The sequence below is a fragment of the Parendozoicomonas sp. Alg238-R29 genome, from assembly GCF_947331445.1.
In the GTDB taxonomy this organism is placed as follows: Bacteria; Pseudomonadota; Gammaproteobacteria; order Pseudomonadales; family Endozoicomonadaceae; genus Sansalvadorimonas.
This window is the reverse complement of the sequence record NZ_CAMZOG010000162.1, coordinates 1-3538: the sequence shown is the minus strand read 5'-3', so window position 1 is coordinate 3538 and position 3538 is coordinate 1. Positions and strand designations below refer to the sequence as shown.

General features: G+C 43.6%; 2 protein-coding genes. One reads left to right on the top strand and one right to left on the bottom strand.

What is annotated here, in order from left to right; genetic code table 11:
• Window positions 1–254: 254 nt before the first annotated feature.
• Complete coding sequence (locus tag QMA35_RS21085) at window positions 255–3284, bottom strand: Tn3 family transposase (RefSeq protein ID WP_281649109.1); 3030 nt, start codon at window positions 3282–3284, stop codon at window positions 255–257.
• 147 nt (window positions 3285–3431) lie between these two features.
• Here QMA35_RS21085 and QMA35_RS21080 point away from each other — a divergent pair.
• On the top strand, window positions 3432–3538 hold a 107-nt coding region (locus tag QMA35_RS21080; protein WP_281649110.1), incomplete at its 3' end, for a recombinase family protein.

Below are 3538 nucleotides of genomic sequence, written 5' to 3'. Positions count from 1 at the left end.
CGTCAATTCCCCTTGGTGATCAAAAACGACAAAGTCGCTTGGTAGTTAAAGTACGACAAAGTCCCTTGGTGTTAACATGATTGTCTGTATGAGTTCTGAATTGATCTGACAGTTACCAGTTTTCAAGGGTAGCTGTCAGGTTAGTTTCAAACTATGAGCTTTTGCGTAGCTCGTTATCAGCATTTCCATTAGCGTACATCCACAGCTCACTCCGCAAGCTTGATTCCAGCCTGCTTTTTTGTTGCTAAGAAGTATCAAACAACCTTCTCTCCTGGGCTGTAGTTGATGAAAGGGTCTACGCTCTCAAGCATGTTGTACAGGTTTAACATTTCGTTTCGATTCCCAAAGACATAGTTTCCGGTCAGCTGGATATGGCTCCAGGCTACCGGTGAAAAACGGGAAATAAGATCTACAATCCTCTGATTATCGTTTTTTTGAAATTTCTCAATCAATCCTGACAGCAAGGCTGAATTATAGTAAATGATAGAGTTGGCGATCAATCGGGCACAGTCATTCCATTGATCGATCTGGTAGTCATTTCCACCCCGAAATTGGCTGCCGTTTACAGCTGATATTGCTTTACGCAGTTGATGATAGGCTTCACCACGATTCAGTGCCTGCTGCACAAATTGCCTCAGGGTTTTGTTGTCCACATAATCAAGCATGTAGAGGCACTTAACCAGTCGGTCGTATTCGTGCAAAGCTGACAAGGTTCTGCTGTTTCGTTTGTTGTTGGAGAGCTTTTTGATCACAGTACTCTGCTGTGTAGCCTTACGGCTCAGTGAACAAACAATATGCTGAATCTGATCCCATTCCTGTTCAATCAGCTTGTGGTTTATGGGCTTTTTCAACCGAATTTTCATATTTTCTCCGCCGATAACCTCAAATTGGTCATTAAACGCGTGCTTGAACCGCGCATAGCGAGGAGAGAACTCGTAGTCGAATATATCCAGAATAGCGAAATTGACATTATTGATGCCGTGAGTGTCTGTGGCCAGAGACCTCGGTTGAATATCGCAGCTGTTGTTATAGAGCAAGTCAAAGGCGAAGTGACCTTCGTACTCATTTGGCGAGATGACTTCAGTATTAACAGGCACATGGTTCGAGACCAGCGTCATCGCTGACACACCTTTTCCTTTTCGAAAATACTTGGCGGAATATCGTGCCTTGAACGTATTGATACGACAGGCATACTTTTGCCCGTCAATGCTGCCGAATGGCGATGATTCATTAATGGTGTAGTACTTGAAAACAGGAAGACTGGCAATTCCGTTGGAGATCAGGTCATTGGCTGCACTGATAGTTTCAGGCCGAACATATAGATCATTAACACCACGCAGAACACCCACGCTACGGTCTGAAATTGCTGCGATCTGGTGAAGACCGTAATGGGTGCCATTGCCAAAAATACAGGCAATCAGGTCATCTTCTTCGGCTTTGGTGTTACGCTTTCTGGTGGCAATCCCTTCAAAAGCATCGAGAAAACCTGTTTTCCGGTTTACATAATTCATGATTTCGATAATTCCCATATGCTTTATTTGGCTGTAAACAGGGTTATCGATGTCATCTCGCCAGCGTCGGTGCGCCAGAGTCCATGCCAGCTGGTTTGAGCGTGGCTGAAACTTCACAAACTCGTTGGTATCGTTGGTTATGGTTTCTGTTACCTGGATTATGCGTTTATTGAGCAGCCCTTCAAGCTCAGCCAGAGTCTCAGCGACTGGTGTTAAGAGGCGTTTCAAACCGGTTCTGGCGATGATCGATTGTTTGCTGTTCTCCCAATCGCTTACAGGAATGAGGTCATCTTCCAGTCGTTTGTTTTTCTCGCTTTCAGTAATATATGCTTTGCCGTTCTCCAGGTATTGACTGATCCGGTTATACAGATAAAACTCAAAGCGTTTTGTATGAAGCTGGTTGTCTGAAATCAGGTAAGTCCGCTCGCTTTTTTTGATAAAACTCTGATTAAATGTCGTGAGTTTGCGCTTCTCGGCCAGCTCAATTCTGGAGTGTTCCAGCTGTTCTGAAAGAATGATCTGGTTAGTATCACACTCCACATCGATGGCGATGAAGAGTTTACGCAGGGTGCTGGCGACCTTTCTCGACTGTTTATCAATATACTCCCACTGGTGCTTGGTCTGATCGAAGTCACTTTTGTTCAAGTGTTGGCTGATAGCGTCAATTTCTTCTTTAGAAACCAGAGAGAAAGCCTCCTTGCGGACTTCACCAAACGGCAGGCTGTCACTGACACCTTCATCGACAAATAAACGCAGAATATTCCCTGCAAATGTCAATTTTTCCCTGATTGTTGCCAACTCCTCAGCAATCTTCTGTTGAGCATAAGCCTTGGCTCCTTCACGGTACTTACGAACGAGATAACAGAATGAAGTAACCAATTTGTCGTTTGTTTCCCGATAACGAAAATACAAAAAACAAGCTAGATACAGAAGCCCTTGCCATTGAGGATAGCGGCGAACCTTATAAACAGAAGTATGCTGAATAATGGACGCATAGTAAGCCATATTGCCCTGTGACAATTCCAGAGTGGTAATCAATGTCTTCAGTTCGGGGTAGATCTCCTTGATGGTCTGATGCGTTTCCAGCTCTCGCTCAAGTTCAGATGGCGAGAAGTCACGGGCTGATCCTTTATAAGCCGATAAGCCGTTCAAGGCTCCCTTGGTCGTGAGTATCTTACTCAGTTTATGTTGTGTGGTTTCAGTCATCTGCTTCGAAAGGACTGCTTCAATACGCTGCTGTTCGCCTACCAAAGCTTCTGACACTAAATTTTGTAAACTGGTATAACCTGGCAGAGCAATTCGTTGCTGGCCAAGAAAGGCAAGCCCCTCATCAAAAATATATCTGGGATCGGTGCAAATGGTTGCAACATCTTTCATACGAGCAATCAGGCTTACCTGGTGAACTTTGGATAAACGGGTAAAATCCAACGCTTCAAGCATCTTACCAACAAGCTTGGAGCGGGTACTCTTGGGCAACTGACCCAGAGCAGCCGTTTCATCAGGGAAATAAGTCTTGCGTACGTGCTCAGCATCCCCGGCTACATCATCCAGAGTGAATTTTGGAATCACAGGCTTGGCTCGAAAGTAACCAATCAGAAGAATGAAGTAGAGCCTGGTTTCCAGTTTTTCCAATTCTGCAACGATTTTCATCATACGATCATCGAGAGAAAAATAATCCTCTCGATCTACCTGATTAAATACGGGCTGTTCATAAAGTTCACTGATTTCATTCGGGCTTAGAATTTGAATGCGTTTCTCGTTCTTCTGAGACATACGATGCTTATACTTTTTTCATGTATCAAAATTTGTAAAATCTGATACCTGAAATAGTCGTAAGAAAAAAGGTATCAAAAATCTTGTTTTTCTACTTCTGAGACAGGATAGTATCAAATTCGATTTTTGATACTGAGATTGATCAAAATGGCACTTTTGGGTTACGCAAGAGTCTCAACCACTCAGCAAAAACTGGATATTCAAATGTCAGCTCTGAAAAAAGCTGGGGTTCGTGAAGATCGAATTTTTACCGA